The organism is Streptomyces ossamyceticus, assembly GCF_001418475.1.
Taxonomy (GTDB): Bacteria; Actinomycetota; Actinomycetes; order Streptomycetales; family Streptomycetaceae; genus Streptomyces; species Streptomyces ossamyceticus.
Map to the genome: position 1 here is coordinate 1 of NZ_LIQX01000875.1, position 3,052 is coordinate 3,052.

3 protein-coding genes are annotated in these 3,052 nt (G+C 72.1%); all 3 read right to left on the reverse strand.

Annotated elements, in window-relative coordinates; all coding sequences use genetic code 11:
* Positions 1–422: 422 nt before the first annotated feature.
* Positions 423–1,499: an ABC transporter ATP-binding protein gene (locus AOK15_RS40015; protein ID WP_055524033.1), complete on the reverse strand. Its 1,077-nt coding sequence runs from the start codon at positions 1,497–1,499 to the stop codon at positions 423–425.
* Positions 1,496–2,287: an ABC transporter permease gene (locus AOK15_RS40020; protein WP_055524035.1), complete on the reverse strand. Its 792-nt coding sequence runs from the start codon at positions 2,285–2,287 to the stop codon at positions 1,496–1,498. Before AOK15_RS40020 ends, AOK15_RS40015 begins: the two co-directional genes overlap by 4 nt.
* A gap of 68 nt (positions 2,288–2,355) precedes the next feature.
* On the reverse strand, positions 2,356–3,052 hold a 697-nt coding region (modA, locus tag AOK15_RS40025; protein ID WP_055524037.1), incomplete at its 5' end, for a molybdate ABC transporter substrate-binding protein.

Sequence of the window (3,052 nt, forward strand, 5' to 3'; positions counted from 1 at the left end):
CAGCCCGAGCCCCACCCCGCACACGACCGACCCGGCCAGCACGAGACCCAGCCCGACCACCAGAGGAGGCAGGGGCACACGGCTACGGCTACGGCTGCGGCCCTGGATATGGCTCTGGCTGTGGCGACGGCTCTGGCTCTGGCTCTGGCTCTGACGCACGATCGAGGCGGTCCTCAGTCCTCCGGGCCGCCTGCGGAACCTCACGCAAGGAGACAGCCCGTACGACCGGACGGCCGCGCGGTCCCCTCTCGCAGTCCACGGCGAGCAGTCAACGGGTCGCACCGCTCACGGGCAATCGGGCTCGCGCACGGACCGTCGGGCCCTCACGCACACCGTTGCGGGTCAGCGCCGGATTNNCCGCTGCCGCTGCCGCTGCCGTCGCCGTCACTGTTGTCGCCGTCGGCGTCGTGGCCGGTGGTGGCTCAGGCCGGATAGGCGTGCGTCTGCGTCGCCTTGACCGCGGCCCAGACCTCGGAGCCGGTGTGGAGGCCGAGTTCGGCGGCGGCGACCGTGGTGAGGTCGGCGGCGAGGGGGAGTTCACCGGTGAGGTCGGCGCGGATCTGGTCGCCGTGGGGCTCCATCCCGGCGACCTCGCAGCGCCACAGGTTGCGTGCGCTGACCCCGGTGGGCCGTTCGCCGTAGAGCGTCACCGCGCTCGGCGGGAACGTGACGAAGACCGGCCCGGTGAGGTCCTCGGTGGTGGTGATCGCGGGCCCGGCGTCGAGCCGTACGGTGTGCCGGTCGGCGACGCCCTTGTAGAGGTTCAGCCCGACGAGATGGGCGATGTAGTCCGTCCGCGGATGCCGGGCGATGTCACCCGGCGTCCCCTCCTGCACCACCTGCCCGTCCTCGATGACGACGAGCCGGTCGGCGAGGACCATCGCGTCGAGCGGGTCGTGGGTGACGAGCACGGCGACGGCCTCGAAGTCCGCCAGGTGCCGCCGGAGTTGGGCGCGTACGTCGAGGCGGGTACGGGCGTCGAGCGCGGCGAGGGGTTCGTCGAGGAGCAGCAGCCGGGGGGAGGTGGCGAGGGCACGGGCGAGGGCGATGCGCTGGGCCTGGCCGCCGGAGAGCCGGCGGGGCTTGGCCCCCGCGTGCTCGACGAGCCCCATCCGCCCCAGCCACTCGGCGGCGAGCGCACGCGCCTCGGCCTTGGAGGTCCCGTGGCAACGCGGCCCGAAGGCGACATTGTCGAGGGCGGTCAGATGGGGAAAGAGCAGATAGTCCTGGAAGACGACCCCGACGGGACGCGCCTCGGGCGGCGTACGCTCCAGGGCGTCCCCGTCGAGCCGCAGATACCCGTCCGCGAGGGGCACGAGCCCCGCCAACGCCCGTAGGGCGGTGGTCTTCCCGGCACCGTTGGGCCCGAGCAGGGCCACCACCTCCCCGGGCACGACCCGAAGCCCGACATCAAGCCGAAAGGCCCCCCGCCGAACGACGAGCCGGGCATCCAGCCCCGCACCGGAGCCCACCGTCTCCCTGCCCTCGACCCCCCTCATGAGGCACTCATCCAACGGTCGCGCAGCCCCGCGAGGACCGCGATGGACACGGTCAACAGGACGAGGCTGAGGGCGATGGCGGCCTCCGGATCGCTCTGGAGGGCGAGGTAGACGGCGAGCGGCATGGTCTGGGTACGCCCCGGAAAGTTACCGGCGAACGTGATCGTCGCCCCGAACTCGCCCAGCGCCCGCGCCCACGCGAGCACCGCCCCGGCCGCGATCCCGGGCGCGATCAACGGCAGCGTGACCCGCCGGAACGCGGTGAACCGGGAGGCCCCCAACGTGGTGGCGGCCTCCTCGTACCGCGGGTCGGCGGCCCGCAGGGTGCCCTCGACGCTGATGACGAGGAACGGCATGGCGACGAACGCCTCGGCGACCACGACCCCGGCGGTGGTGAAGGGCAGACTGATCCCGAACCACGACTCCAGCCACTGCCCGACGACCCCGTTGCGCCCGAGCGCCATCAGCAGCGCCACACCGCCCACCACCGGCGGCAGCACCAGCGGAAGCGTGACGAGGGCCCGTACGAACCCCCGCCCCCGGAACTCGACCCGGGCCAGCAGCCACGCCAACGGCACCCCGAGCACGAGACTCACCACGGTGGCCGCCGTGGCGCAGAGCAGCGACAACCGGAGCGCCTGCCACACCTCGGGACTGGTCAGCTGATCGGGAAGGTCCGACCAGGGAGCCCGTAGGAGCAGCGCGAGGAGCGGCAGGACCAGGAAGGCCAGCCCGACGAGCGCGGGCACGAGCAACGGCACGGGTACGGGGCCGCGCCGCGGCGAGATCGCGCCCCGCCCCCGCCGAGGCCGGGCTCCGCCCGCGCCTGCACCGGAGTCATGGACCGGGCCGGAGATCACGGCTTCAGGAACCCGGCGTCGCTCAGAACCTCCTGCCCCTCACCGGACCGCACGAGCGCGACGAACGCTTTCGCGGCCTTGGTGTTGGGGGCGTCCTTGAGGAGGGCGATCGGATAGTCATTGACGGCGTCTGCGGCTTCGGGGAACTCCACGCCCTCCACCTTGTCACCCGCGGCGAGCACATCGGTCTTGTAGACGACTGCGGCGTCGGCCTCTTTCAGCTCGACCTTGGTGAGCGCGGCCTTGACGTCCTGCTCATAGGAGACGGGAGTGAGCCGGAGCCCACGCGCGTCGAGCGCCTTCTGCGCGGCGGCACCACAGGGCACCTCCTTGTCGCACAGCACGACCTTCAGCCCGCTCTTGGTGAGGTCCTTCAGGGAGGAAATCCCCTCGGGATTACCCGGCAGGGTGGCGATCTCCAACTGATTCCGCACGAACGTCACGGGCGCCCCCACGGCACCCCCCGCGTCCGTCACGATCTTCATGGTCCTGGGACTGGCCGAAGCGAACACATCCGCCGGCGCCCCACCGGTGATGCTCGCGGCCAGGGCGTCGCTCCCCCCGAAGCTGAAGGTCACCTCGACCCCCGGATGCGCCTTCTCGAACCGCTTCCCCAGCTCCGTGAAGCTCTCCTTCAACGAGGCGGCGGCGAAAACGGTGACCTCCCCGGAAACCCCACCGGCCCCCGAGGAG

Coding starts and splice junctions, on each gene's coding strand:
- AOK15_RS40015 (WP_055524033.1), bottom strand. CDS start 1,499: ATGAGGGGGGTCGAGGGCAGGGAGACGGTGGGCTCCGGTGCGGGGCTG.